We start from the raw sequence: 23327 nt of genomic DNA, 5'->3' as shown, positions 1-23327 counted from the left end.
ATGCGAGTGACTTGCAATAGCGTAATATGCGGCGATCCATTGCCCACGAAAAACCCCGCCGGAGCAAGTGGCTCCGGCGGGGCATTTCATGCTTCGTGATGAGGCAGGGGAGGCTTTTACTCCTCGCCCGCGTCATCGGCAGCATCGGTTGCGGGCGCAGCAGCAGCCATGCTGGCCATCGCTGCCTTCATCGCTTCTTCGCTGCCGACGGCATCGGCTTCCGGCTCGACTTCGCGCTGGCCGGATGCGGCAAGCGCATCCTGCTGCTTCTTCCACGCAGCCTTTAGCGCGGCGTCACGGCTGTTGGCGGTGACACGCAGACGGTTCATGCCCGCACCGGTGCCGGCCGGGATGAGACGGCCAACGATGACGTTCTCCTTCAGCCCGATCAGCGTGTCCTTCTTCCCTTCAACCGCCGCCTGCGTCAGAACGCGGGTGGTTTCCTGGAACGAGGCCGCCGAAATGAAGCTGCGGGTCTGAAGCGAAGCCTTGGTGATGCCGAGCAGCACCGGAGTGCCCGACGCGCCCTGCTTGCCCTTGGCCAGCTTGCCATTGATTTCCAGCATTTCCGCCAGATCGATCTGCTCGCCCGGCAACAGGGTGGTGTCCCCGCCATCGGTGATCTCGACCTTTTGCAGCATCTGGCGAACGATCACCTCGATGTGCTTGTCGTTGATCTTCACGCCCTGCAAGCGATAGACTTCCTGGATCTCGTTGACGAGATATTCGGCCAGCGCTTCAACGCCCATCACCTCGAGGATGTCGTGCGGGTTGGGGGATCCGGAAACAAGGGTGTCACCCTTCTTCACGTAGTCGCCTTCCTGCACGTCAATCACCTTGGTCTTGGCGATCAGGTATTCCACCGGATCACCTTCCTCAGGAATGATCGCGATCTTGCGCTTCGCCTTGTATTCGCGAACGAATTCGATCCGGCCGGAAATCTTGGCGATAACTGAGACGTCCTTGGGCATGCGCGCTTCGAACAGTTCGGCCACACGCGGCAGACCGCCGGTGATGTCGCGGGTCTTGGCAGCTTCGCGGCTGGCACGGGCGAGAATATCACCCGCTTCGACCGTCTGGCCATCCTCGACCGACAGGGTGGTGCCCGGAGCGAGCATGTAGCGTGCCGCTTCGGTCTCCCCGCTGCCCTCGGCCAGCAGGGTCAGACGCGGACGCAGGTCTTCCTTCTTCTTGCGGCCGGTTGCGCGGTTCTCGGTCACCACGCGCTGGGCAATGCCGGTGGCATCATCGACCGCTTCTTCGAGCGTGATGCCCTCGGCCAGGTCCTGATACTTCACCACGCCCGATTGTTCTGTGATGATCGGAAGGGTGAACGGGTCCCACTCGGCGAGACGATCGCCGATCTTCACCTGCTCGCCATCCTTGAACATCAGCACCGTACCATAAGGCACCTTGTGCATTTCGCGCTCACGCCCTTCGGCATCGATCACCGCGATCTCGCCGTTGCGAGCGAGGCTGAGGATGCGGCCACGCTTGTCGGTGATAGTCGGCATGTCGCGCAGTTCGACGCGGCCATCCGAAATCGCCTCAAGGTGCGAGGTTTCATTGAGCTGCGCCGCGCCGCCGATGTGGAAGGTCCGCATCGTAAGCTGGGTGCCGGGCTCGCCGATCGATTGCGCCGCGATGACGCCAACAGCCTCACCGATGTTGACCGGCGTACCGCGTGCAAGATCACGCCCATAACAGGTCGCGCAGACGCCCTGTTCGGCTTCGCAGATCAGCGGCGAGCGGATGCGGGCGGACTGCACTTCAGCCGCCTCGATCTCCTTCACCATCGCTTCGTCGAGCAGCGTGCCCGCCGGAACGATCACGTCACCGGTGGCGGCGTTGATCACGTCCTCGGCCACGGTGCGGCCGAGAATACGCTCACCGAGCGAGGCGATCACGGAACCGCCCTGCACGATGGCGCGCATTTCGAGCGCGTTTTCGGTTTTGCAGTCTTCTTCGACGATGACGCAATCCTGCGACACGTCGACCAGACGGCGGGTGAGGTAACCCGAGTTCGCGGTCTTCAAGGCCGTATCCGCAAGACCCTTGCGCGCGCCGTGGGTGGAGTTGAAGTATTCAAGAACGGTCAGACCTTCCTTGAAGTTCGAGATGATCGGGGTCTCGATGATCTCGCCCGAAGGCTTGGCCATGAGGCCGCGCATCCCGGCAAGCTGCTTCATCTGCGCTGGCGAACCACGCGCACCGGAGTGGCTCATCATGTAGATCGAGTTGATCTGGGCTTCCCTGCCATCGGCGTCGATCGGCGTCGCCTTGATCTCCGCCATCATCGCGTCGGCGACCATGTCACCGCACTTTGACCAGGCATCGATCACCTTGTTGTACTTTTCCTGCTGGGTGATCAGGCCGTCCTGATACTGCTGCTCATAACCGGCGACCAGTTCCTTGGTCTCGTCAACCAGCTTCACCTTGGCGTCGGGGATGATCATGTCATCCTTGCCGAAGCTGATCCCGGCCTTGAACGCATAACGGAAGCCGAGGCTCATGATCGCATCGGCGAACAGCACCGTGTCCTTCTGGCCGGTGTGACGATAGACCTGATCGATCACGTCGCCGATTTCACGCTTGGTCAGCAGGCGGTTGATGATGTCGAACGGAACCTTGTGGTTCTTGGGCAGGCACTCGCCAATCAGCATCCGGCCCGGCGTGGTTTCGAAGCGCTGCATCGACACCTTGCCCGATTCATCGGCCTGCGGAACGCGGGCGAGGATCCGGGTGTGGAGCGTGACCGCCTTGGCTTCGAGTGCCTGATGCACTTCAGCCATGTCGGAGAAGCGCGGCAGGCGCTCGACCTTGGTGCCATCGGCATTGTCGAGGTACTCGGGGTTTTTCTCCTGCCGCTCCATCGAGAGGTAGTAGATCCCCAGCACCATGTCCTGCGACGGCACGATGATCGGCTTGCCGTTGGCGGGCGAGAGGATGTTGTTGGTCGACATCATCAGCACGCGCGCTTCGAGCTGGGCTTCGAGGCTCAGCGGTACGTGGACCGCCATCTGGTCACCATCGAAGTCGGCGTTGAAGGCCGAGCAGACGAGCGGGTGAAGCTGGATCGCCTTGCCTTCGATCAGCACGGGTTCAAACGCCTGGATGCCCAGACGGTGCAGCGTCGGCGCGCGGTTGAGCAGCACCGGGTGTTCGCGGATCACCTCGTCAAGGATGTCCCAGACTTCCTTGCGTTCCTTCTCGACCCACTTCTTGGCCTGCTTCAGGGTCATCGACAGACCCTTGGCATCCAGACGGGCGTAGATGAACGGCTTGAACAGTTCGAGCGCCATCTTCTTGGGCAGGCCGCACTGGTGCAGCTTCAATTCCGGCCCGGTCACGATCACCGAACGGCCCGAATAGTCGACGCGCTTGCCGAGCAGGTTCTGACGGAAGCGGCCCTGCTTGCCCTTGAGCATGTCGCTGAGCGACTTCAGCGGACGCTTGTTGGCGCCGGTGATGACACGGCCGCGGCGACCATTGTCGAACAATGCGTCAACGGCTTCCTGCAGCATGCGCTTTTCGTTGCGGACGATGATGTCCGGCGCGCGCAGTTCAATGAGGCGCTTCAACCGGTTATTGCGGTTGATCACGCGGCGATAGAGATCGTTGAGATCCGAGGTCGCGAACCGGCCACCATCCAGCGGCACCAGCGGGCGCAGTTCGGGCGGGATCACGGGGATCACTTCAAGGATCATCCACTCGGGGCGGTTGCCCGAATCGATGAAGCTTTCGACGACCTTCAGCCGCTTGATGATCTTCTTGGGCTTGAGCGTCGATTTGGTGGTCGCCAGCTCGTCCATCAGCGCTTCACGCTCGGCTTCGAGGTCGAGCTCGGCCAGCATGGTCTGCACCGCTTCGGCACCAATGCTGGCGCTGAAGGCGTCCTCGCCATATTCATCCTGCGCTTCGAGCAGTTCATCCTCGGTCAGCAGCTGGTACTTCTCGAGCGGGGTCAGGCCCGGCTCGATCACCACATAGCTTTCGAAGTAGAGGATGCGCTCAAGCTGCTTCAGCTGCATGTCGAGCAGCAGGCCAATGCGGCTGGGGAGCGACTTCAGGAACCAGATATGCGCGACCGGCGCGGCCAGTTCGATATGGCCCATGCGCTCACGGCGGACCTTGGTCACGGTCACTTCGACGCCGCACTTTTCGCAGACGACGCCCTTGTACTTCATGCGCTTGTACTTGCCGCACAGGCACTCGTAGTCCTTCACGGGGCCGAAGATGCGCGCGCAGAACAGCCCGTCACGCTCAGGCTTGAACGTGCGGTAGTTGATGGTTTCCGGCTTCTTGATCTCGCCATAGGACCACGAGCGAATGCGCTCGGGGCTGGCGATGCCGATCTGGATCTGGTCGAAGGTTTCAGGCTTCGCCAGCTGGTTGGTGAATTTGGTCAGGTCGTTCATGGCTTTGTTCCCGTTGGTGGGATGAATTCAGATGGGCGATGGAAGCGGGGCCGGAAACTTGCACATCCGGGCCCCGAATTCCTATTCCGCCGCGATCGCGCTGTAATCGGTCTGGTCGCCGTCATCCTCGTCGAGGATCGACTTCAACTCGACATTCAGACCCAGCGAGCGCATTTCCTTGACGAGCACGTTGAAGCTTTCAGGAATGCCAGCCTCGAAGGTGTCGTCGCCCTTGACGATCGCTTCATAGACCTTGGTGCGGCCGACCACGTCATCGGACTTCACCGTCAGCATTTCCTGCAAGGTGTAGGCCGCGCCGTAAGCCTGCAAGGCCCAGACTTCCATTTCGCCGAAACGCTGTCCGCCGAACTGCGCCTTGCCGCCCAGCGGCTGCTGGGTGACGAGGCTGTACGGCCCGATCGAACGCGCGTGGATCTTGTCGTCCACAAGGTGGTGCAGCTTCAGCATGTAGATGATGCCCACGGTGACCTTGCGGTCAAACGCCTCACCCGTGCGGCCATCATAAAGCGTGGACTGACCCGAAGAGTCGATCCCGGCCTTGATCAGCATTTCCGATACGTCCGGTTCGCGCGCGCCATCGAACACCGGCGTTCCCATCGGCACACCAGCCGAAAGGTTGCCGGCAAGCTCGACGATATCGGCCGTTGTGCGGCTGTCGAGATCCTCGAAATACTGGTCGCCATAGATGTCCTTCAGACGATCCACGACCACAGCCGGCGGTGCGACATTGGCGTAATCTTCGGCAGCGTTCGGATTGGCAGCGCGCCAGTCGTCCAGCTTGGCCTTGATTTCGTGACCCAGCGCACGGGCCGCAAAGCCCAGGTGCGTTTCGAAGATCTGCCCGACGTTCATGCGCGACGGCACGCCCAGCGGGTTGAGCACAAGATCAACCGGCGTCCCGTCTTCGAGGAACGGCATGTCCTCGGCTGGCAGGATGCGGCTGATAACGCCCTTGTTGCCGTGACGGCCCGCCATCTTGTCACCCGGCTGCAGCTTGCGCTTCACCGCTACGAACACCTTGACCATCTTGAGCACGCCCGGAGCGAGTTCATCGCCACGCTCGAGCTTTTCCTTGCGGTCCTCGAACTTGGCATCGATCAGGCCAACGGCTTCGTCATATTGCGACTTCACGGCTTCGATCTGGGCCTGTCGTCCATCGTCAGCGACTGCGAACTTGAACCATTCGTGGCGTTCGATGTCCTCGAGCAGTTCCTCGGTGATCTCGACGCCCTTCTTCACCCCCTTGGGCGCAGCCGATGCGGTCTGGCCGATCAGCATGTCGCGCAGGCGGTTGTAAGTCGCGCGGTTGAGAATGGCCCGTTCGTCGGCGGCATCCTTGCGCAGGCGTTCGATTTCCTCGTTCTGAATCGCACGGGTACGGTCGTCGATCTCGATCCCATGGCGGTTGAACACCCGGACTTCGACGATGGTGCCCGCCACGCCCGGCGGCAGCCGCAGCGAGGTGTCACGCACATCGCTCGCCTTTTCGCCGAAGATCGCGCGCAGCAGCTTTTCTTCCGGGGTCATCGGCGATTCACCCTTGGGGGTGATCTTGCCGACCAGAATGTCGCCCGGATGCACTTCGGCGCCGATATAGACGATGCCCGCCTCGTCGAGGTTGCGCAGGGCCTCCTCGCCGACATTGGGAATGTCGCGGGTGATGTCTTCCGGCCCGAGCTTGGTGTCGCGCGCCATGACCTCGAATTCCTCGATGTGGATCGAGGTGAAGACGTCATCCTTCACGATGCGTTCGCTGATCAGGATCGAGTCTTCGTAGTTGTAGCCATTCCACGGCATGAAGGCGACGAGGCTGTTCTTGCCCAGCGCCAGCTCGCCCAGATCGGTCGAGGGGCCGTCGGCGATGATGTCGCCCTGTTCGATCACGTCGCCCACCTTCACCAGCGGACGCTGGTTGATGCAGGTGTTCTGGTTGGAACGCTGGAACTTCTGCAGGGTGTAGATGTCCACGCCCGACTGGCCGGGTTCGACATCGCCGATCGCACGGATCACGATACGGGTCGCATCGACCTGATCAACGATCCCGCCGCGACGGGCCGCAATCGCCGCGCCGCTATCACGCGCCACGGTTTCTTCCATCCCGGTGCCGACCCACGGCGCCTCGGCCTTGACCAAAGGCACAGCCTGACGCTGCATGTTCGAGCCCATCAGTGCGCGGTTGGCGTCATCGTTTTCCAGGAACGGGATCAGCGATGCCGCAACCGAAACGAGCTGCTTGGGGCTGACATCCATCAGCGTCACATGCTCACGCGGTGCCATCAGGTTGTCGCCATTATGGCGGGCCGAGACCAGTTCTTCAACGAAGCTGCCATCTTCGGTCAGCTCCGCCGAAGCCTGCGCGACGGTGTGCTTCTGCTCTTCCATTGCGGAAAGATAGATCACCTCGCTCGACACCTTGCCGTCCAGCACCTTGCGGTACGGGGTTTCGATGAAGCCGTACTTGTTGACGCGGCTGAAGCTCGCCAGCGAATTGATCAGACCGATGTTCGGGCCTTCGGGCGTTTCAATCGGGCAGATGCGGCCATAGTGGGTCGGGTGAACGTCGCGGACTTCGAAGCCAGCACGTTCACGCGTCAGACCGCCCGGGCCCAAGGCCGAAACGCGGCGCTTGTGGGTCACTTCGGACAGCGGGTTGGTCTGGTCCATGAACTGCGACAGCTGCGACGAGCCGAAGAATTCACGCACCGCGGCCACAGCCGGCTTGGCGTTGATCAGGTCGTTGGGCATGACGGTCGAAACATCGACAGACGACATGCGCTCCTTGACCGCACGTTCCATGCGCAGCAGGCCGACACGGTACTGGTTTTCCAGCAATTCACCCACCGAACGCACGCGGCGGTTGCCGAGGTTGTCGATGTCGTCGACTTCGCCCTTGCCATCCTTGAGGCCGACCAGTTCCTTGACCACGGCGAGGATGTCTTCCTTGCGCAAAGTGGTCACCGTGTCTTCGGCATCGAGGCCCAGACGCATGTTGAGCTTCACGCGGCCAACAGCCGAGAGGTCATAGCGTTCGGCATCGAAGAACAGGCCTTCGAACAATGCTTCGGCAGTTTCCTTCGTCGGCGGTTCGCCCGGACGCATCACCTTGTAGATCGCCTCAAGACCCTCGTCACGGTTCTCGGCCTTGTCGACCTTGAGCGTGTTGCGGATCCACGGCCCGGTGTTGATCTCGTCGATGTCGAGCAGTTCGAGCCGGTCGATCCCGGCCTTGTCGAAGGCCTCGACATGCTCGAGCGTCAGTTCGTCACCGGCCTCGATATGGATCCGACCGGTGGATTCATCGATCATGTCGCGTGCAGCGAAACGGCTGACGACTTCTTCGACCGGCAACAGCAGATCGGCCAGCCCGTCCTTGGCTGCCTTGTTGGCGGCGCGCGGGCTGATCTTCTGGCCAGCGGGGAACACTTCCTCGCCGGTGGCGGCGTCGATCAGCGGGAAAGTCGGCTTGGAGCCGCGCCACTGTTCCGCCACGAACGGAATCTTCCAGCCATCCTTGGCGCGATCCCACACCACGGTATTGTAGAAATGGTGGAGGATGTCTTCGGCATCGAGGCCGAGCGCATAAAGCAGCGCGGTGACCGGCAGCTTGCGCTTGCGGTCGATCCGGACGTTGACGATGTCCTTGGCGTCGAATTCAAAATCGAGCCACGAACCGCGATAGGGGATGACGCGGGCAGCGAACAGCAGCTTGCCCGAAGAATGCGTCTTGCCGCGATCGTGATCGAACAGCACACCCGGCGAACGGTGCATCTGCGAAACGATCACGCGCTCGGTGCCGTTGATGATGAAGGTGCCGTTTTCGGTCATGAGCGGCATGTCGCCCATGTAGACGTCCTGCTCCTTGATATCGAGGACGGAGCGGGTTTCGGTTTCCTGATCCACCTCGAACACGATGAGGCGCAAGGTCACCTTCATCGGCGCGGCATAGGTGATGCCGCGCTGGCGGCACTCGGTGGTGTCGTACTTGGGTTCTTCGAGTTCGTAATGCACGAAATCAAGCTCGGCAGTGCCGGCGAAGTCGCGGATCGGGAAGACCGAGCGCAGCGTCTTCTCAAGGCCGGAGACATAACCCGTCGCCTTGTCGGAACGCAGGAACTGCTCGTAGCTTTCGCGCTGAACCTCGATCAGGTTCGGCATCTGCACCACTTCGTGGATATCGCCGAAGATCTTGCGGATGCGCTTTTTCGCGGTGCCCTGCGCCTTGCGGCTGCGGGTGACGGGCGGCTTCGCCTTGGTTGCCATGGAGAGTTGGGCCTCTTCAATTGGGCCGTGCGGAACAAATCGCACGGACGGGAAATTTCGCTGCGTTCCGCGGGGAAAAGAGCCATTTCCAACGCACAAAAAACTGATGCCTGACAACACCCTGGTCGGGATTGCCGGCAACAGCATTTCGGTTTTGCGTCGCGATTATGGCGTCTGTCTGCTTCCATTCCCAGACCGATCCCCGCGGATGAATCGGACTTGCTCGAAGCGAGCAGAGGCTGGCCATGTAGGAATGCCGTCCGCCTGTGTCAATGTTCGCCGGATCCAAGGCCAACCGGCCAGTTTGCACTTGCAGCCGGCGGCAGGATCGCCTCAACCTGCCAGACCGATGAACGACAAGATTGACATGCCTCGCGGCGATCTGCCGCGAACTGGAATGTCAGCCGGGGGATCTGCTGGTCTACGATGCGTAAAGAGGGATGCGGCCGGGCGGGGGGATCCCCTCCGGCCCGCTGCCGTGCACTCAGCCCGACCGCACCCGCGCTATCACCAGCGCGGCAAACGCCAGCAGCAGGATCGCGCTCGCCTCGTAGACGATATTCTGGGGGTCCATGTCCTTGCCTTGCAACACGATCAGCCGGGCGATCGCGGTAATCGCAATGAAGATCGGAAAGACGAAGGACGATCCCTTGCCGGTGTAGAACACCGCGATCATCGCAATCACTTCGGTATACAGGAACATCAGCAGGATATCGGCCAGCACAATCGAGCCGCGCTGATAAACAGACCACACCTCGGCCCCTGCTGCCACCAGTGTCATGATTGCGGTCAGCAGCAGCAGAGCTTGCTCGATCAACTTGAACAGCTTTCCCGCGCGGCTGTCGTGCAGCACCTGCTCGGAAAGCGGATCGTTCGGTTTCGGCTCGTCCATCGATGCCTAGCATAGGGCAAAACTTCGCGCTTTACCAAGGTTGTGGCGCGCACCGGCAGCCGAGATGGCAGGGCCCGCGCCCATCTGGGCCTGGGACAAATGGCTTGACTCGGCACCGCCTATGGCCAATGGGGCTGCCCGACCGGTTCGCCGGTCATCCGTCCAAGACAGTTGGTGACCGGAATATGCCGGTCTTAATTTCCAGCCTAGACGGGGAAAAGAGATTCTGCCGGGCGCCCCGCAATCGGGCCACCCTGCGCGTGCCGGCCACTATGCCCGGTCACACCCTCCTTCCCTATCGACGGACTCGCCCATGTTCGGAGCTTCAGCGCCGCGCATGGACAAACGTAGCCGATCGCCCGGGAGAGCCATTTCTCGTGCGATCACATGTGAAGGAGTATGGCATGGATCGTTCGCAGAAAGCCGACGCGGTTGCCCAGCTCAATGCGGTCTTCAACGAGGTCAGCGTGGTGGTCGTCACCCGCAATCTCGGCATGTCGGTGGCCCAGTCCACTGACCTGCGTACCAAGATGCGCGATGCTGGTGCATCCTATAAGGTTGCGAAGAACCGTCTCGCCAAGCTCGCGCTCAAGGACACCGACTATGTCGGGCTTGATGACATGCTCATCGGCCCGGTCGGGCTGGCCTGGTCAACTGACCCGGTCGCGGCCGCCAAGGCTGCTGTCGATTTCGCCAAAACGAACGACAAGCTCGAAATCATTGGCGGTTCGATGGGTGCGGTCGTGCTCGACGAAGCCGGGATCCGGGCGCTTGCCTCGATGCCGAGCCTCGACGAACTGCGTGCCAAGCTCGTGGGCCTGGTCAACGCCCCGGCGACGAAGATCGCCCAGGTCGTTACCGCGCCCGCAGCAAAGGTCGCCCGTGTGTTCGGCGCTTATGCCGCCAAGGACGCAGCTTAAGAGACGTTTTTCGTCAGACGAAACAATCTGGGGCCAGAGACAATGGTGTCTTTTGTCCCGCCACAATTTGGAGTGAACCATCATGGCCGATATCGCCAAGCTTGTTGAAGAACTTTCGAAGCTGACCGTCCTTGAGGCGGCTGAACTTGCCAAGGCCCTCGAAGAAGCATGGGGCGTCAGCGCCGCTGCTGCTGTTGCGGTTGCTGCTGGCCCGGCTGCTGCGGCCGAAGCTGCCGAAGAACAGACCGAATTCGACGTCATCCTGACCGGCGACGGCGGGAAGAAGATTCAGGTCATCAAGGAAGTCCGCGCCATCACCGGCCTCGGCCTGACCGAAGCCAAGGCGCTCGTCGAAAGCGCGCCGAAGGCGGTCAAGGAAGGCGTCAACAAGGCGGAAGCCGAAGAGGTCAAGAAGAAGATCGAAGAAGCTGGCGGTACCGTCGAGCTCAAGTAAGTCTTTCCGACCATACCGGTCGACCAATGAAGGCGGCGCCCGCAACGGCGCCGCCTTTTTTGTCGTTACCCCGACCGGCACGACGCCGCATGACTCTCGCAGAGCAAATTTAATGCACGGTTTGCAACTGTCTAGGAAAAGGACGATTCCGGATATGTCTCGCCAAAGTTACTTTACACACTGTTAATAACGCCTAACATTCCCTTACCGAGTCGCCGAGTCGAACAGGCTTCGAATGCCAAAGAAGGGCAAAAGCTCGATTCAGACGTTCCTTGGTAATGGGAGGGGTATCATGTCGTTTGTGAAAGCTTGCCTTATGGCAGCTATGGTCGTTGCTGCGGCGCCTGTCGCGGCACAGGATCTGGTGCATCGTCCGATCAGCCCGACCTTCGGCGGCAACCCGTTCAATTCGAACCATGTGCTGGGTGTCGCGAACGCCAACAACAACACCCGCGACCCGCGCTCGACTTCGACCAATTCCCAGGCCGATATCTTCGCCCGACAGCTCCAGTCCCGCCTGCTTTCGGCACTGTCCTCGCAGATCGTCGATGCGATCTTCGGTGACAACCCACAGGAACAGGGCACCATCAGCTTTGGCGGCCAGACGATCGAATTCTTTCGCTCGCTTGATGAAGTCACGCTGATCATCCGAAATGATGGAAGTGGTGAGGAAACCCGCATCGTCGTGCCGCTCTTCATCGAGGTGGATTGAGGTCAGATTGATGCGTTTCCCGCTTTCCTCGATTTTCGCAGGCATGGCCGCTGTCGCCCTTACGGGCTGCATGAGCATGCCGCAGGACGGACGCAACTCGGTGGCGACCGCCACCAGTCTGGCCTATTTCCCGAAGAAGACCCAGACCCAGAATCTGCTGCATCAGCTTCCGGGCCCGCAGCGGCAGGTCGCGATTGCAGTCTATGGCTTCACCGACCAGACCGGCCAGTTCAAACCGAGCGATGTTGGCCAGACCTTGTCCCGCGCCGTGACGCAAGGCGCCAGTGCGATGCTGGTCAAGGCATTGCAGGACGCAGGCAATCGCAGCTGGTTCACCGTGGTCGAGCGCGAACGGCTGGATAACCTGCTGCGCGAACGCCAGATCATTGGCGAGATGCGCAAGCGCTATCTCGGCGAACAAGACATTGATCCCAACGCCCTCCCCGCATTGCTGTTTGCCGGCGTGCTGCTGGAAGGCGGGATCGTGGGTTATGATACCAACACGGTAACGGGCGGTGCAGGCGCAGCCTTTCTCGGCATCGGCGCGCGTACCGAGTATCGTCAGGACACGGTAACAGTCTATCTGCGCGCGGTATCTGTCCGCACGGGCGAGGTGCTGGCCAACATCACCACCTCCAAGACGATTGCCAGCCAGGCGCTGGGGGCAAGCGCCTTCAAATTCGTGGCGTTCCGCGAACTGCTTGAGGCAGAGGCGGGGATCACTTCCAACGAACCTGATCAGGTGGCGTTGCAGCAGGCGATCGAGAAGGCCGTTTATGGCCTGGTGCTCGAAGGGGTGGAACTCGACCTTTGGCGGTTTGAGGACATGTCGACCGCGCAGCAGTTGCTCGCAGCCTATCGCGCCGAGCGCGACGGTGTCTACGATGCCAGTGATATTCAGAAGGCGGTCAAGCGCGCAGGCTCGCTGACCGCGATGACAATTATCGATGCGGACCGGGACGAGAGCAAACGCGACGGTTCGTAAAGTGAATGAATTTCCGGTCGGCCTGCCAGCCGGACGGGATAAACCAGAGAGCGCCTAAAGCGCCGTTGGGCCGCAAAAAATAAGCACGCAAAGGAGCTGCCACTCCGATGCGCGCGAGGAAAAGGTATGCGATCACCTAGTAGCCCGGCGTCTCATCGCGCCGTGGCCAACGCTCGGTATCGCCTATCAGATGGGCGGATGCAACAATGAATACCGAGCTTGGTTTACTACCCCACCCTTCGAGTCCCATGGACAAGGCGCATGCCCTGCGCCCGCGTGGGGTTATAGCGACACGGGAAAGCGCGGCAGCGTCACCCTTCCCAGCCCCGCTTTTCAGGGGGCGCGGCAAGCTCATCACATCCAGAATTTCATGGACCCCGCAGCGCACAAACGCATGCGAGGCCACGAAAAATCTTATTTTCAGTGGTTTATAGAGGGAAACGAGCAATGAAAACGATCATCAAGACCGGCGTATCCGTACTGGCTCTGTCGCTTGCAGGGGCTGCCATGGCGCAATCCAACACCTCCGATGTCGAACAGACCGGCGTCGCCGAGACCGCCACTGTCGATCAGAGCGGGGCGGGCACCAACACCAGCGACATCGATCAGGACGGCAGCGACAATACTGCCAACGTGACCCAGATCAGCACTGCGGGTGATGCCAACACGTCGACCATCCTGCAGGTAGTGGGTTCGTCGAACAACACTGCCGACGTCGAGCAGGAAGGCGAAGGCAACGACAGCGACGTGACGCAGGAAGGCGATTTCAGCGCTGTCGAAGTCACCCAGAACGGCACCGGCAACATCTCGGGTGTCAGCCAGGACGCGAACCTGGCCATCACCAGCGTGATCCAGACCGGCAACCAGAACGACAGCGCGGTGACACAGTCGGGCAATCTCGCTTCGGTGGCGGTAACCCAAAGCAATTCAGACGGTTCTGCGGAAGGTAACGATTCCTTCGTCGACCAGAGCGGCAGCGGTGCGACCGTGACGGTGATTCAGGACGGCCAGACCAACATCTCAACCGTGACCCAGAGCGGTTCTCTGGCGGGCGTGACGGTCACGCAGGACGGCGAGGACAATGACTCGTTCATCGACCAGACCGGCTCGGGCGCGGCCATCACCGTCAGCCAGAACGGCACCCGCAACGATAGCGACGTGACCCAGTCCGCCAGCCTCGCGTCGGTTGATGTCGACCAGGATGGCACAGACAACCTCTCGGTGGTTGATCAGATCGCCGGCGCGTCGACGATCGATGTCACCCAGAACGGCATCGAGAACGATTCCGAAGTCACCGGCATCGCCAACGGTTCGGACGTGACCGTCAACCAGCAGGGCGACGACAATGAATCGACCGTAACCCAGAACGCCGCGAGCCAGCAGTTCAATGGGCTCTTCGGCCCCTTTACCCTGCCGGTCCTCAACGAGAACCAGAGCGCCTCGGTCAGCCAGACGGGTAACGGCAACGAAGCCGCGATCGCCCAGTATGGCCGCAACCAGGTCGCCAGCATCACCCAGATCGGTGACGGCAACAGCTCCGGCAACCGGGCTGGCCCGGCCGGTATCATCCAGGTCGGCGAGAACCAGACCGCCAGCCTCACCCAGAACGGCAACGGCAATAGTTCGTCGATCCTGCAGGGAACTGACGGCAACTTCTTCGTTCTGACCGGTGCGGCGAGCGACGGCAACACCGCCAACGTCACCCAGAACGGCGACGATGGCGAATCCACCGTCGAGCAGAATGGCGACAACAACCTCGCCACGCTGCTGCAGATCGATGGCGGGATCGGCAACGAGTCCATCATCAGCCAGTCGGGCAACAGCAACATCGCCAATGTCAGCCAGGGCGGCAACGGCGACATGTCCGACGTCACCCAGATCGGCAACGGCAACTCCGCCATCGTCAGCCAGAACATACCGTAACGCGCGCATAGCGGAGAGGGCCTTGGGGGCCCTCTTCCGCGCCGGGCGGGTGAGTGAGCGGGCGCTGGGCTCACCCCGGACCGGCAGAAAAAAGCACAGCTTTGAGGAATTGAACCATGAAGAACATTCTCATCACCGGCGTTTCGATGGTGGCTCTTGCCATCGCCGCGCCTACTTTTGCGCAGAATATCTCCGACATTGACCAGACAGGCAACGGCAACGGCGCCACGGTCACCCAGAACGGCTCGGGCAATGAGTCAGATGTTGATCAGGATGGTGACAGCAACATTGTCACCATCGGGCAGGACGGCACTGACGGGACTGCAGGCGTCCTGCAGACCGGCAACAGCAACACTACGACCATCGACCAGACCTCAATCGAGGGCCTCATCGACGTGGTCCAGAACGGCGACGACAACATCGCCAACGTTACGCAGAACGACGCATCGGACAGGGACACGCTTCAGCCGCTCGACGCAGACCCTGAGGCCCGCATCAATCAGCAGGGCAACGGGAACGATTCGTCGATCAGCCAGACCAACGTGGTGGGCAGCTTTAACCTGGTCGCTAACAACAACCAGAACGGTGACGACAACATCTCCAGCATCACACAGGAAGCCAACGGCCCGGGCTTCACCGGCACACTGCGCGCTTTCGTGAACCAGAGCAACGGGGCCGACTCGCTCGTGACCCAGATTGCGAACAACCGTGCCCAGGCTTTCCGCGCCGAAGTGACGCAGGACGATTCAACCTCAAGCGTGATCCAGACCGGCAACGCCTCGACCGTGCCGAACAACCCGTCGCTGCGCGCGGTGGTCAATCAGGCGGGCGGTTCGGGTTCGAACGTCAACCAGACGGTCAACGGCGCGGGCGGCGGCGACCTGTTCGCTTCGGTTCTGCAGCGCAACGGGGCAACCTCGACCGTCAACCAGACGGCCAATGGCGCCGCTTCGGTGACCCAGGACGCGATCGTCGATCAGGATGGCGACAACACCTCGACCATCAACCAGACCTTCGAGCTGGCCAATTCGAACACCTTCCTGACGACTGTCACCCAGCGCGGCGACGGGAACACCTCGAACGTCAGCCAGAGCGACTTCGGCGGGGTCAATGCCTTTGCCGACGAGGGCCTGACAGCGACTGTCAACCAGACCGGTGACAACAACACGTCGGACCTGACCCAGCTGAACAAATATGCGACCGCGACCATCACCCAAAGCGGCAATGGCAACGCCAGCGAGGCGACGCAAAACGGTTCGAACAACCTGCTGATCAATGTGCTGCAGACCGGTGACGACAATGCGTCGACCATCGGCCAAACGGGTCTCACCAACTCGGCCGACGTGTTTCAGGAAGGCAATGACACCACTTCGGAAATCACCCAGTCGGGCCGCAGCAATTCGGCCTTCATCGACCAGCTGACGGGGTCAGATGGCTCGAGTTCGGTGGTCACGCAGACCGGTGGGCTGGCCCACCAGTTCAACATCGCCAACGTGACGCAGTCGGGTGCTGACAACGAATCCGAAGTAACGCAGAGCGGCTTTGCCGGTCTGGCCAACGTCAACCAGAGCGGCCCGAACAACGGCAGCACGATCGAGCAGATCGGTTCGATCGCCGGGGCCACCAATACCGCCACCGTCAACCAGTCGGGCGCCGACAATGGTTCGGAGGTATTCCAGGACGGTTCGCTCAACACCGCGCTGCTGACCCAGTCAGGCAACGACAACACCTCGGATGTCTCGCAGACCGGTAACGGCAACACCTCGGACATCCTGCAGAGCGGTTCGCTCAACACCGCGAGCGTGACCCAGACGAGCGACAACAACATGTCGACCATCAATCAGCTCGGCACCGGCGGTTCGGTGACTGTCACGCAGGGCTTCTGACACAAGCTTGCCGGGCGGGCCACGCTGGTCCGCCCGGAGATTTCAGCCGGGGCCTCAAGATCCCGGATCGCAGAACAATTCGTTCAAGTCGCAAGCCAACCTGAAACATGAAGGAACTTGAAATGAAAAAGACAATCCTTACCGGCGCCTCGATCCTGGCGCTTTCCATCGCCGCTCCGGCCTATGCCCAGAGCACCTCGGACGTCGACCAGATCGGCAACGGCAACGCTGCCACCGTCGAGCAGAACGGCAGCAACACCTCGGACATCGACCAGAACGGCGATGGCAACTCGGCCTTGGTCGATCAGGAGGGTACCGGAAACAGCTCGACCATCGATCAGGACTCGTTCCTCAGCCTCGCCGACGTGACCCAGTCGGGCTCCGACAACACCTCGACCGTTACGCAGGTCGATCCTGACGTTGCGCCGGGTCAGGGCGGCACCTTCGGTGCGCCCGGCTTCGACCCCGATGCGACCGTCGTTCAGGACGGCATCAGCAACGAATCGACCATCAATCAGACGATCGCGGCCGGCGGTGGCTTCAATCAGACCGCTTCGGTCACGCAAACCGGCGACGACAACGATTCGGAGGTCACCCAGAACTCCAATGGTCCGGGTTACACCGGCGGTCTGCGTGCGATCGTGGAGCAGACCGGCGGCGCGACGTCCGACATCCTGCAGACCGGCTCGAACGGTGGCAAGAACATGGATGCCCGGGTGATCCAGAGCGATTCGACCTCGAACATTGTCCAGACCGCTACCGACACCAGCGGCTTCAACCCCTCGGCCTTCGCCCGTGTGACCCAGAGCGGCGGTTCGACTTCGGACGTGTTCCAGACTCTCAACGGTGACATGACGGGCGATCTGGACGCAATCGTTGACCAGCAGAACGGCGCGACCTCCACCATCACCCAGACCGCCAATGGCGCGGGTTCGAACAACATGGATGCGATCGTCGATCAGGATGGGGCCAACACCTCGGAAATCACCCAGAAGCTCGACAACGCGAACTCGAACACCTTCTTCGCAAGCGTGACGCAGACGAATGATGACAACAACTCGGTCATCGATCAGGACGACAAGGGTCTGACCACCGTCGACTCCAACCTGAGCGCCACCGTGCTCCAGAGCGGGTTCAACAACGACTCGAACATCGATCAGGACAACAAGGGTGCAACGGCCATCGTCACCCAGTCCGGTGACAACAACGAGTCCGACGTGCTGCAGGACGGTGCGGGCCTCAATGCCAACGTGCTGCAAGGCGGCAATGGCAACCTTGCCTTTGTCAGCCAGCTGGGCGGCCTCAATTCGAGCGTCGATATCGATCAGCTGGGCGATGACAGCTTCGCCTATGTCAATCAGGATTCGAACGCTCGCAATGACACCGCGACGGTGAGCCAGCTGGCCGGTTCGTCAGGCAACACCGCCAAAATCGACCAGAATGGCGGTCCCGGCAGCCCTGGCCCCCAGTCGTTCAGCTCGGCCACAATCACGCAGAGCGGCTTCGACAGCGAATCGACCATCACCCAGAACGGCACCCTGAACACCGCCTCGAGCGATCAGTCCGGTAGCGACAACACCAGCACCATCACCCAGAACGGCGATGGCGGCCTCTACAACACGGCCTCGGTGACCCAGTCGGGTGACGACAACCTGTCGACCATCCTTCAGACCGGCGCGGGCAACTCCGCCACCGTGACGCAGTCGAGCCACTTCAACAACTCGTCCGTCACTCAGACGGGCGACAGCAACACCGCCACTGTGACGCAGGGCTTCTGACCTGACATCTCCGGGCGGGCTCGCAAGGGCCCGCCCGGATGCTTTCAACCGGGACCTCAAGATCCCGGACCGCAGAACAAACGGTTCATTCGCAAGCAACCTGAAACATGAAGGAACTTGAGATGAAGAAGATGATCCTTACCGGCGCCTCGATCCTGGCGCTGTCCATCGCCGCTCCGGCCTATGCCCAGAGCACCTCCGACGTCGATCAGACCGGCAACGCCAATGCGGCGACGGTCGGTCAGACGGGCTTCAACGACTCCGATATTGACCAGGACGGCGACAACAATGCCGCCACGGTGACGCAGGAGACGATCGGTGCCTTCGCCGCGAACGGCAACACCGCCACCGTCGATCAGGACGGCACCTTCAACACCGCCAGCGTCGATCAGGACAACGACACGCCCGGCACCACCGCCAACTCGGTGACGATCAACCAGACCGGCGATGGCGCTTCGCTGCTTGAAGCCAACGTCGCCGACGCATCGCAGAGCGGTAGCGGCAACACCACCACCATCACGCAGGGTATTGCCGCGCTCAACACGGGCAACAGCAATTCGGCGACCACCGGCCAGACCGGCGAGAACAACACGATCAGCGTGCTCCAGCGCAATGATGCGGCGACCGCCAACATCAGCCAGTCGGGAGAGAGCAACACCTCGAACTCGTTCCAGGGTCGTCCGTCGGGTGGCCCGACCATCGACCAGACGCTGAATGTCACCCAGACCGGCACGGAAAACTTCTCGACCGCCGAACAGCGCGGTTCGTCGAACTTCGCTGCTGTCGTTCAGGATGGTGAACGCAACAGCTCGATCATCAGCCAGCCGGGCTTTGACAATGACATTGGCGATCCACTCGGCCTCGCCAGTGTGGGCATCAACCAGATCGGCGACGATAACGCCTCGACCGTCACGCAGAGCGCCAATTTCGGCCTGGTGAGCGTCGATCAGATCGGCAACAATCTGACCAGCTTCGTGACGCAGACCGGCCGCGCTAACAATGCGGTGGCCGATGTCGACCAGTCGGGCTCGTTCAACACCAGCACGATCCTGCAGGACGGGCCGACGCCCGCAAACGGAGGCCCTGCCAACGGAATGACGGCCAATGTCACCCAGTCGGGTTCGGACAACGAGAGCGACATCAGCCAGACCAACACGCTGGGCGCGCCGCCGACTTCCGGGAACCTCGCCGAAGTCAACCAGTCGGGTTCGGGGAATTTCTCCGAGATCGATCAGGACGGTCATGAGAACGAAGCCGACGTGACCCAGAGCGGTTCGCTGGCGGACAGCTTCATCGTGCAGACCGGCAACAACAACTCGGCAACGGTGAACCAGTCGGGCCACGGCGACCTGTCCAATGTCGACCAGATCGGCAACGGCAACATCGCCTCCGTCACGCAGGGCATGTAAGCCTACACCCAGCACCCCGGGCGGGACATTGCGCTCGCCCGGGGTGCGATTTTCGTATACAAGGAACAGACCATGACGAACGCCGCTCTTCCCAGCCGCATCGCCACCGGTCTTGCCGCCTGCGCGTTGCTGGCGACAGCCACGGTGGCACAGGCACAAAGCTCGCCCGAACGCGGCGTGTTCGTCACCCAGATCGGCGATGCTCCGCGGGCCGAGATTACCCAGCGCAATGCCGACAGCCTCGCCCGCGTGGTGCAGGACGGCGCAAACAACCAGGTTGATCTCACGCAGGAAGGCGGCGCCCCGCATCGCGCACAGATCGTGCAGGATGGGGATGACAACACCGCCAACGCCGTTCAGGATGGCGAAGGCAGCACCGACCTCGCGCTTGCGCAGGAAGGCAATGGCAATAACGCTATCCTGCTCCAGCGTGAGCAATCCGCGATTGGCGAAACCAGTGCCACGATCCTGCAGCGCGGCAATGGCAACAGCATCATTCTCGCGCAGGATGGCAACGACAATCAGGCGCTGTTGACGCAGGAGGGTGACAATAACCTGATGACCGCAGGCCAGATCGACAGCGGCAACCGGCTCGAATGGAACCAGATCGGCGATGGCCTTGCCGATCTGCAGATCGTCCAGACCGGGGGCAGCACCATTCAGGTCACGCAGAGCAATTCGGGCGCCACCTTCGCGCCGCCGCCGTCCGGACCCGGAGGCTAGTGACCACAGGGATGCGGATTGCCCCGCCTTTTTCCAAAATCATCATTCTGGTTACAGCCGGGCTGATGCTGCCAGCCACAGGCGCGGCACAGGATGCCTCTGATACGGCCAGCAAGACCGAAGCCATGCAGATCGGCGCGCCTGAGGAAAGGTCTAGCCGGGCCGATGCGGCGGGCAAGGCCTATCTCGAAGATCGTCCGTCATCGCGGCCCCGCCCGAGCATGATGCAGGCCGATGGCGACCAGATCGGCCCGCTGGACAGCAACGATACACCGCCATCGCAGATTACCGCCATGGGCGAGAGCGGATCGCGCATGGCGCAGTTGTCGAAAGCCGATCTTGATGCCACGCTGGCCCAACTGACACCAGGCGAACGCCGCGTGCTGCTGCAAGCGATCAAAGGCACTGACATCTGCGACAATCCACCAGCAGTGGCGGCGATTATCGCGCTGTGCCGGACCCGGATCGAAACCCGTTCGGCGGAATTCTCGTCGAAACCCGAGCAGGCGCTTTCGGCAGAGGAACGGCTGCTGCGCGGCGGGCTTGATGACAATGGCCTGCCCACGGTCGAGCGGGTGATCGAGCGCCTGTCACGGGTGACGGTCGCATCTTCGGATAATTTCAGCAATCAGGCGATCGCCTCGATTGCGCTCGCGCCTCCGCCGCAGCAGGACAGGCCGGAGAACGAGGAAGACCAGACCGGGCTTGGGCTTGGTTCGGAAACCGACGCCTTGATCAATGCCATCGTCCAGCAACTCGGCGGAGCGGGGGGCAGCGGACCATGATCCTGCCCTCCTGCCTCGCTGCGCTGCTCCTCCCGTTCGCCTCCAGCACGGTGCCTGCCATGAGTGACCTTCCCGATGCCCTTACGCTCGAGGTTCGCCAGCAGGGCGACACCCTGGAGATACAGCTGATCGGCGATTCTCCGCGGACGCAACAGGTCAGCTACCTGCTTGAGGTCACCGGCCAGTCAAGCTCGCGTCATCGCGGCAAGACCACGCTCGCGGCCCATGCGCGAACCGTGCTGTCGACGGTAAGGACCACTCCCGGCAAAAGCTGGTGCGTGCGGCTGCTGGCCGAAGAGGAAGGCCGCGAGCCTTATGAAATCCTTGAAGGCAGTTGCGACGCCGAGGGTTAGGGATCAACGGCGGACCTGATTGACCCCGGTGCTGCCCAGCCCGCGTTCAGGCGTGCTGATCTGGTCCATATGCACTTTGCGCGCCGCCTTGGGGCGCGTGTCGACCATCCCGACATTGAATTCATCATAGACCGGATCATAGCTGATCGGGATGCCCCGCGCCTGCAATTGCGCCAGCGAGAGGTAGAGGTCGCTTGCCGCCGAAGCCCGGATGCGCGCAATCTGCGCATTGTCATACCGGTCGCCCAGCAGTTCAACGATCGACCCGAGCCGCACCATCAGACCGGCATCAGTCTGCTGGAAATCGACTTTGCCGGCGGACATGCCATCAACCCGGGTGACAAGCTGCGCCCTGATGTCGAGCTGGAACGCATCGGACTTGCCCAATCCGGCCGCGGATTGCTGCGGCTTTGTACGCGGAAGCGGCGCAACAGTGGCAGCGGAATTGGCCTGCGCGGGCCCTGCCTGGGTCGGCGCAGAGGCAGGCGCAGCAGGCCGCGCCGGAGCGGGTGTGCCGGCAGCAGCCCGGGTGGCCGCTGGCAGGCGCGCAGCAAGGGCCGCGACCGGCGCCTTGGGTGCAGGAGCGGTCAGAGCGGCAGATCTCGTGCGGGCCGGAGCCGATCCGTTCGATACAACAGGGTCAGCGTTGCGGGCGGCGGCAACCGAGCTGCGGGCAGGCGCGGGCAGGACGGCTGCCTGCGTCACCACAACCAGCGCAGAGACGGCAGTCGGCGTCGCTGCCGGACCGGCTGCGCGGGCTGGCGCCGGCACGGCCACGGCGGCGCCAAGCCCCGCCGGAACCGTGTTGCCAGCCGACGCAAGCATCCGCGGCTCCGCAATGGGGAGCGTTTCCTGCGGGCGCGCCTGCTGCCCAGCCTGATCGGGCGCGGCGGATGTGGGCGCAAGCGCAGTCAGGGCCGGACGGCGGCCGGGCGCGGCATCATCAACGCCTGCAGGAACAGTCGGAGCGGCGACGATCGCGGTCTCGGACGCCAGCGCCATGTCAGGCACGGTTGCCAGACTGGGGGCCAGCGCCACAAACGAACCCTTGGCCCCGCCGAAACTCCGCTGTGCCGTCGCGCCAGCGACCGGCCCAGGCGTTTGCGCAGGTTCCGGTGCCAAAGCCGCAGGGACGGGTTCGACTAAAGCCGAAGTTTCGCGCCGGGCCAGCGCAACCGTCTCGACCGGGATCGCTGGCCCAGCGGGCGCCTGTGCGACAAAGGCCGTCGGTTCGGCAATGATCGGCCGGGAAGCGGGCGGCGGCGTGACCACTTCGATCTCGGCTGCAAGGCCAGGATCAACTTGCTCGGACACGTCCGGCACAATTGCGACGCGCGTCCTGATTTCTGCGACGGGTTCGCTGGCCGGGGGCGCAGGCTGGGTAATGACCGGGCCCAGCAGGTTGCGCAAACCTTCGGGCGGTCGGCCCTCGGCAATGGGTGCGAAAGCGGGCGGCGGCACTGCTGGCCGCGAAGGCACCAGCGCAGGCGCCGGGGTGGGCTGCACCGTCGGGCCACGGTCAGCCAGATCTCCTGCGCCAAGCGAGAATTCAGGCAAGGTCAAAGCCGCAATGACCGCCACGGTTCCAGGCAATGCCCGGGTCCACAACATCCGCCCGATCGTGATCGAACTGGTCGTGCCGATCAACGAAGCAGCACCCGCGGTCGGCACACGCGGATCGCGGTCTTCCTGCCCGATTGCTCCAGCCTGCTGCACTGCGTTAGCCCCCAATAGGGGTTTTTATGTATCAGCCAGGTGATTCGGGAAAGCGAAAACGACGGAAAAGCGCGGGTTTCAGCTTCTGTCCT

Annotated in this window: 16 protein-coding genes; 12 read left to right on the top strand and 4 right to left on the bottom strand. The window is 62.0% G+C overall.

Features of this window, described 5'->3' with window-relative positions; genetic code table 11:
- Window positions 1-116: 116 nt before the first annotated feature.
- Together rpoC and rpoB are read right to left on the bottom strand one after the other, a co-directional pair.
- Entirely contained in the window at window positions 117-4418 is a 4302-nt protein-coding gene (rpoC, locus tag BUA05_RS09830; RefSeq protein WP_072674636.1) for a DNA-directed RNA polymerase subunit beta', read from the bottom strand.
- A gap of 81 nt (window positions 4419-4499) precedes the next feature.
- On the bottom strand, window positions 4500-8699 hold the full coding sequence (gene rpoB / locus BUA05_RS09825) for a DNA-directed RNA polymerase subunit beta (protein ID WP_072674634.1): 4200 nt from the start codon (window positions 8697-8699) through the stop codon (window positions 4500-4502).
- Window positions 8700-9061: 362 nt separating this feature from the next.
- On the opposite strand from rpoB, the gene BUA05_RS15115 reads away from it, so the two are divergent.
- Entirely contained in the window at window positions 9062-9133 is a 72-nt protein-coding gene (locus BUA05_RS15115; protein WP_072674697.1) for a helix-turn-helix domain-containing protein, read from the top strand.
- 50 nt (window positions 9134-9183) lie between these two features.
- On the opposite strand, the gene BUA05_RS09815 is transcribed toward BUA05_RS15115, so the two are convergent.
- On the bottom strand, window positions 9184-9591 hold the full coding sequence (locus tag BUA05_RS09815) for a phosphate-starvation-inducible protein PsiE (protein ID WP_084662579.1): 408 nt from the start codon (window positions 9589-9591) through the stop codon (window positions 9184-9186).
- 404 nt (window positions 9592-9995) lie between these two features.
- Here BUA05_RS09815 and rplJ point away from each other — a divergent pair, with 404 nt between their 5' ends.
- The 11 genes from rplJ to csgH all read left to right on the top strand — a co-directional run bounded on the left by rplJ (window position 9996) and on the right by csgH (window position 21519).
- Window positions 9996-10511: a 50S ribosomal protein L10 gene (gene rplJ / locus BUA05_RS09810; protein ID WP_072674632.1), complete on the top strand. Its 516-nt coding sequence runs from the start codon at window positions 9996-9998 to the stop codon at window positions 10509-10511.
- Window positions 10512-10593: 82 nt separating this feature from the next.
- Window positions 10594-10965 (top strand): 50S ribosomal protein L7/L12, encoded by a 372-nt coding sequence (gene rplL / locus BUA05_RS09805; protein ID WP_072674630.1) that lies wholly within the window; start codon window positions 10594-10596, stop codon window positions 10963-10965.
- Between the two features lie 316 nt (window positions 10966-11281).
- Window positions 11282-11677: a curli assembly protein CsgF gene (locus tag BUA05_RS09800; RefSeq protein ID WP_072674628.1), complete on the top strand. Its 396-nt coding sequence runs from the start codon at window positions 11282-11284 to the stop codon at window positions 11675-11677.
- Window positions 11678-11687: 10 nt separating this feature from the next.
- Window positions 11688-12662 (top strand): CsgG/HfaB family protein, encoded by a 975-nt coding sequence (locus BUA05_RS09795; protein WP_072674627.1) that lies wholly within the window; start codon window positions 11688-11690, stop codon window positions 12660-12662.
- Between the two features lie 447 nt (window positions 12663-13109).
- Window positions 13110-14585, top strand: coding sequence for a beta strand repeat-containing protein (locus BUA05_RS09790; protein WP_072674626.1), 1476 nt, complete (start codon window positions 13110-13112; stop codon window positions 14583-14585).
- 116 nt (window positions 14586-14701) lie between these two features.
- On the top strand, window positions 14702-16471 hold the full coding sequence (locus BUA05_RS09785; RefSeq protein ID WP_072674624.1) for a beta strand repeat-containing protein: 1770 nt from the start codon (window positions 14702-14704) through the stop codon (window positions 16469-16471).
- A 122-nt stretch (window positions 16472-16593) separates the two neighbouring features.
- A complete protein-coding gene (locus BUA05_RS09780) occupies window positions 16594-18249 on the top strand; it encodes a Curlin associated protein (protein WP_072674693.1) in 1656 nt (551 codons plus the stop codon).
- Window positions 18250-18371: 122 nt separating this feature from the next.
- Window positions 18372-19658, top strand: coding sequence for a hypothetical protein (locus BUA05_RS09775; protein WP_158093707.1), 1287 nt, complete (start codon window positions 18372-18374; stop codon window positions 19656-19658).
- A 72-nt stretch (window positions 19659-19730) separates the two neighbouring features.
- On the top strand, window positions 19731-20381 hold the full coding sequence (locus tag BUA05_RS09770; RefSeq protein WP_072674622.1) for a hypothetical protein: 651 nt from the start codon (window positions 19731-19733) through the stop codon (window positions 20379-20381).
- A gap of 65 nt (window positions 20382-20446) precedes the next feature.
- Window positions 20447-21166: a hypothetical protein gene (locus BUA05_RS09765; protein ID WP_143150295.1), complete on the top strand. Its 720-nt coding sequence runs from the start codon at window positions 20447-20449 to the stop codon at window positions 21164-21166.
- Window positions 21163-21519 carry a curli-like amyloid fiber formation chaperone CsgH gene (csgH, locus tag BUA05_RS09760; protein WP_072674619.1) on the top strand — a complete coding sequence of 119 codons (357 nt, stop codon included), beginning with the start codon at window positions 21163-21165 and terminating at the stop codon, window positions 21517-21519. Before BUA05_RS09765 ends, csgH begins: the two co-directional genes overlap by 4 nt.
- 3 nt (window positions 21520-21522) lie before the next feature.
- Here the strand turns inward: csgH and BUA05_RS09755 are convergent, their stop codons facing one another.
- Window positions 21523-23235: a hypothetical protein gene (locus BUA05_RS09755; protein WP_072674617.1), complete on the bottom strand. Its 1713-nt coding sequence runs from the start codon at window positions 23233-23235 to the stop codon at window positions 21523-21525.
- Between the last annotated feature and the right edge of the window lie 92 nt (window positions 23236-23327).

The organism is Erythrobacter sanguineus, assembly GCF_900143235.1.
Classification (GTDB): Bacteria; Pseudomonadota; Alphaproteobacteria; order Sphingomonadales; family Sphingomonadaceae; genus Erythrobacter; species Erythrobacter sanguineus.
The sequence above is the reverse complement of the archived record's forward strand: the minus strand, read 5'-3'. Positions and strand labels throughout refer to the sequence as shown.

Coding starts and splice junctions, on each gene's coding strand:
- rpoC (WP_072674636.1), bottom strand. CDS start 4,418: ATGAACGACCTGACCAAATTCACCAACCAGCTGGCGAAGCCTGAAACC.
- rpoB (WP_072674634.1), bottom strand. CDS start 8,699: ATGGCAACCAAGGCGAAGCCGCCCGTCACCCGCAGCCGCAAGGCGCAG.
- BUA05_RS09815 (WP_084662579.1), bottom strand. CDS start 9,591: ATGGACGAGCCGAAACCGAACGATCCGCTTTCCGAGCAGGTGCTGCAC.
- rplJ (WP_072674632.1), top strand. CDS start 9,996: ATGGATCGTTCGCAGAAAGCCGACGCGGTTGCCCAGCTCAATGCGGTC.
- rplL (WP_072674630.1), top strand. CDS start 10,594: ATGGCCGATATCGCCAAGCTTGTTGAAGAACTTTCGAAGCTGACCGTC.
- BUA05_RS09800 (WP_072674628.1), top strand. CDS start 11,282: ATGGCAGCTATGGTCGTTGCTGCGGCGCCTGTCGCGGCACAGGATCTG.
- BUA05_RS09795 (WP_072674627.1), top strand. CDS start 11,688: ATGCGTTTCCCGCTTTCCTCGATTTTCGCAGGCATGGCCGCTGTCGCC.
- BUA05_RS09790 (WP_072674626.1), top strand. CDS start 13,110: ATGAAAACGATCATCAAGACCGGCGTATCCGTACTGGCTCTGTCGCTT.
- BUA05_RS09785 (WP_072674624.1), top strand. CDS start 14,702: ATGAAGAACATTCTCATCACCGGCGTTTCGATGGTGGCTCTTGCCATC.
- BUA05_RS09780 (WP_072674693.1), top strand. CDS start 16,594: ATGAAAAAGACAATCCTTACCGGCGCCTCGATCCTGGCGCTTTCCATC.
- BUA05_RS09775 (WP_158093707.1), top strand. CDS start 18,372: ATGAAGAAGATGATCCTTACCGGCGCCTCGATCCTGGCGCTGTCCATC.
- BUA05_RS09770 (WP_072674622.1), top strand. CDS start 19,731: ATGACGAACGCCGCTCTTCCCAGCCGCATCGCCACCGGTCTTGCCGCC.
- BUA05_RS09765 (WP_143150295.1), top strand. CDS start 20,447: ATGCTGCCAGCCACAGGCGCGGCACAGGATGCCTCTGATACGGCCAGC.
- csgH (WP_072674619.1), top strand. CDS start 21,163: ATGATCCTGCCCTCCTGCCTCGCTGCGCTGCTCCTCCCGTTCGCCTCC.